Origin of the sequence: Ruminococcus sp. CAG:57, from assembly GCF_000435935.1 — a bacterium.
GTDB classification, from domain to species: Bacteria; Bacillota; Clostridia; order Oscillospirales; family Ruminococcaceae; genus Hominimerdicola; species Hominimerdicola aceti.
In genome coordinates this window covers 1-3469 of the sequence record NZ_FR890781.1, presented here as the reverse complement: position 1 = coordinate 3469, position 3469 = coordinate 1, and the positions used below count along the sequence as shown (strand labels likewise).

The 3469-nt window shown below is 42.5% G+C and carries 1 protein-coding gene and 1 pseudogene; both read right to left on the bottom strand.

The window, feature by feature from the left end; all coding sequences use genetic code 11:
* The coding region (locus QVO88_RS10270) for a SpaA isopeptide-forming pilin-related protein (protein ID WP_288178003.1) at positions 1 to 2608 on the bottom strand (2608 nt) is incomplete at its 3' end.
* Between the two features lie 79 nt (positions 2609 to 2687).
* A pseudogene (locus QVO88_RS10265) lies at positions 2688 to 3469 on the bottom strand (hypothetical protein); the annotation flags it as partial.

Genomic DNA, 3469 nt, shown 5'->3' with positions numbered 1-3469 from the left:
CTGTTTTCTGAACCGAAATTTTGCCCTTCTGTGCGGTATTTGTTTTCTCCACAACTACGGTTTCTACTGAACCGTCAATTGTAAATGGAACAGGCTTTTTATCAAGCACATAACCCTCCGCCGACTGCACTTCGTGAAGCTCGTAATCGCCGTAAGCAAGCTCCTGCGGCAGCATCAGCGAGCCGCTTTCATCGGTGTAAAATGTGTCGAGAATCATTTCTGACGGATAGTAAATTTTTTGAGAAATATATTCGGAATTTGCACAGTCCCAAACCTTGAAGCCGATGCCCGAAACGGGAATTACATTGCCTGTTTCAGCGTCCTTTTTCACGATTTTAACAAAGGATTTTTTCACTGCGTCATTGAGCAAATAGAAATATTCTTTTTCGTTTTCGCTGATTACAACCTCAAAATCCTCCATATATTCGGTGCTTTCCCAGCCCTTGGTCTGATGAACGACATAGATTCCGTAGGGGAGCTTTTTTGTCGCAGCATAGCCGTTTTCATCGCATACGAGATAGTCTTTTTCGCTGTCTTTTGCAGCTTCATAAGAGCCTGATGACTTGAGATAAACCTCAAACTCTGCACCGACTTCGGGAGTTTCGATCTGCGTTGAGCCGTCATCGGAATGCTTGATGATAGCAATATTCCCCTTGATCACGTCCTCGGTCACTGTCATAGAAATGGGGTTATGCTCAATGGAATAATTCTCAGCTTCTGCACCAACCGAGTACACAGTTTTGTCAAGCAGATAGCCCTCGCTTGGTGAAATTTCCTGAACCGTGTAGTTTCCGCAGACATACTCTTTTGTCTTGAAATATCCGTTTTCATCTGTGGTGTATTCGTCTATCAAAACACTGTCTTTAAACACGCCGTAAACCGCTCCCGCAAGGCTTGCATCGCCTTGTTTTTCAGCCTTTTCCGAGTCTTTTTTTGTAACTTCCAAAGTGAATTTTTTAAGCACATTTTCAAACGTTACAGAGGTAGTTTCATCAGCTGTCAAAGTAACCGTCTGACTGGCAGGAACAACATACTTTATGGGAACGTTTTTTTCAGAAATCGTGTAAACAATTTTCTGATTGTTACTGTCGTATACGGGGATATCGGAAAGAATTGCAACACCGTCAGAACCGGTTTTTATGCTGTAAGTCTTGCCGTTACCTGTGACAGTAAATTCTCTGCCTCCGTTCTGATTATCCTCAGACTGCTTGTTGATCTTAATAGAACCTGTTTTGAGTTCGTTGTTGAACTTTACATTGACAGTCAGATCAACGTCGCCGTCGGTAAGCTTGACATTCTTCGCCTTGGGAGTTTCATATCTCGTATCTACGTTGATTTCGGATATGGTATATGAAATTGCTTTTTTACTTGTAAGATCGTATACGTTAAGACCTTTAAACTCCGCAATTCCGCTTGAATTTGTCTTTGCCGTCTTGGAGTGAGATTTTCCGTTCTGAGTCCATGTTACTCTAAATTCACGCTGACCGATTATACCATCCTCGGCAGTTTTATTGATTATGATGTTTCCTTTAAGATAATCCTCGGTAACATTTACGTTTTCATTTGCATTAAGTGCAAATACTTCAGTTGATAGGCTGTAGCCTGTAGGTGCTTTGATTTCTTTAACATAATACTGCTTATTCGGAAGTTCAATCGAGCCGCTTCCGTTTTTATCGATTTTGATTTCTCCTGCTTTGTTTTTGCAAGCTTTATCAGTGTATACGCCGTAAATAGCCTGTGAACCGTCAATAGGACTGATACCATTGATCTTTACGGTATTATCAGCTTTATAGACTTTTGTAATAGTAAATTTCACATCTTTGGATGTGATCCTGAACGCCGACATATTCATGACAGTCGCAGTTTTACCGTCGGTCTTGTTATTGATAACAACTCCCTCAGAGCCGTTAGCCTCGATTCTCCAATGCCTGCCGCCTGCACCTTTTCCGTCACCGACTGTTTTGGAATTGATAAGACTTTCTGAAACGCCGATAGACTTAAGATAGCTTACTACCTCGTTTCTTGAATTGAATTCACCCATGTAAATCCACGCATGATCTTCGCCATATGGATTCTGAGCCACCACTACCGAACCGGGAGTAATCGTCGAACCGTCGGAACACTCCCAATAAGGACGGTCTGTTGTCTTGATATTTTTCTTTTCAACATCGATCTTAGAAGTTTTACCGCCGTAGCTGATAGTGCAGTTGTCGTTTACCGACAGCCAGTGATCGGTATCAACGGGAACAGGATTATTCCATGAAAAACCCGATGTTTTGTATCCAAGCTGTGTCAGCGTATAATACACAAGTCCCGAACAGTCGATACCGAGATTGTTTATCGTCCGTACCGACAGCGGAGTATACTGACCCTGATTGTATGCGTACCAGTATCCCTTATTCCCAAATGTATACGGAGAACCGAGAAGCGTCGCCGCCTTTGCGATCACCGTATCGGAAGACGGAAACGCAGAGTTTTCGGTCGAAGTACTTGCGGCATTTGCTGTTATCGCTCCGCTCACAGATGAACCGAGCATAGAAAAAGCGCAGAGTCCTGCCATTAACCCTGCGCTGAGTTTTCTCAATATTTTTGATTTTGTTTTAAACATATATTGCATTTCTCCTTTTCATTTTTGCAAAGAAAAAGAGCCGAAATTTCTTCGGCTCTCTGTTTATTAGTATTTCGTTTTATTCGTGTAATTCTTCATAGCTATAATCGCTTATCATTCTTCCATCCGCAATATGGTTTTCATCAATATCAACAACCTCTGTAAAACCATAGTTGTAGTCAAGAAAAGCGCCTGCCTGAGTATCAAGAACATACCATATTCCGTCAACTTTCACTATATTGGCAACGTGTCCGTATATTCCTGAGTCAGTCCAGCAAGCATAGCAATCAAGCCCTATACCTTGACAGATTAGGTATGTCTTGTATGAATAATTCACGCAAGTACCCGAACCGTTTTCAGTCATCCAGTTGTATACCGCTTCTGCCTTGCTGTAGTCAGAACCATCATGCAATAAGTTTCTGCCAATACCCATATACCTTTCTTCCTCAGTAGGCTCCGGTGCAGGCGGTTCAGTCTGCGGCTTTGGTGTAGTCGTAGTCGGCGGATTTGTCACCGCAGGCTTTGCCGTTGTAACCGGAGGAGAAGGGTTGTTATTCTGAGGCTTATTGTCAGACGATTGGTTATTCTGTTGCGCACCGTTATTGCTCTGATTGTTATCGGGCTGCTGATTATTCTGTTCAGGCTGATAATTTACCTGACCGTTGTTATTCTGAACAGCATTGTTTTGTCTCTGATTCGAATTGCCGTTCGCATTTAATGAACTGAATTTTTGGGTCGTAGTTACTGTGGTACCCGTCGGCTTTGAGGAAGAGGATACCGTTTGCGAATTCTTTCTCGTAGTAGTCGTGGCTTCGCTTGTATTCTTTTCTTCTTTTGCCGATGAAGTTTCCGCAGTATCTT